This is a genomic window from Aquitalea pelogenes, from assembly GCF_001515305.1.
In the GTDB taxonomy this organism is placed as follows: domain Bacteria; phylum Pseudomonadota; class Gammaproteobacteria; order Burkholderiales; family Chromobacteriaceae; genus Aquitalea; species Aquitalea pelogenes.
The window spans coordinates 1-344 of sequence record NZ_LNQV01000130.1 but is presented as its reverse complement, the minus strand read 5'-3'; the positions used below and the strand labels follow the sequence as shown (position 1 = coordinate 344).

Here is a 344-nt window from a genome sequence, read left to right as displayed (position 1 = left end):
TTGTTTGCACTGTAAGGTGGTGGTGGAGGATGACGGGATCGAACCGACGACCCCCTGCTTGCAAAGCAGGTGCTCTCCCAACTGAGCTAATCCCCCTCTTTTTGCTTGATGCTGCGTTGCTCAGTCGCTCGTGTACAGTGCGTACACGTCGCTTCTTCGCGCCTTGCCTGAAGCAAAAATGGTTTATCCGTAGTGCTGTCTACAGCACCCAGATAAAAACTGGTGGGTCTGGAAGGACTCGAACTTTCGACCCCTGCGTTATCAACACAGTGCTCTAACCAGCTGAGCTACAAACCCAGTTGACGCTTACACCGCAGTTTTGCGTCTGCGATGTTCTTTCGATC

2 tRNA genes are annotated in these 344 nt (G+C 52.3%); both read right to left on the bottom strand.

The annotated features are described in order from the left end of the window. Positions 1–20: 20 nt before the first annotated feature. Positions 21–96 (bottom strand) — tRNA-Ala (locus tag AWT75_RS20530). Between the two features lie 124 nt (positions 97–220). After that, a tRNA-Ile gene (locus tag AWT75_RS20525) sits at positions 221–297 on the bottom strand. Positions 298–344 lie beyond the last annotated feature (47 nt).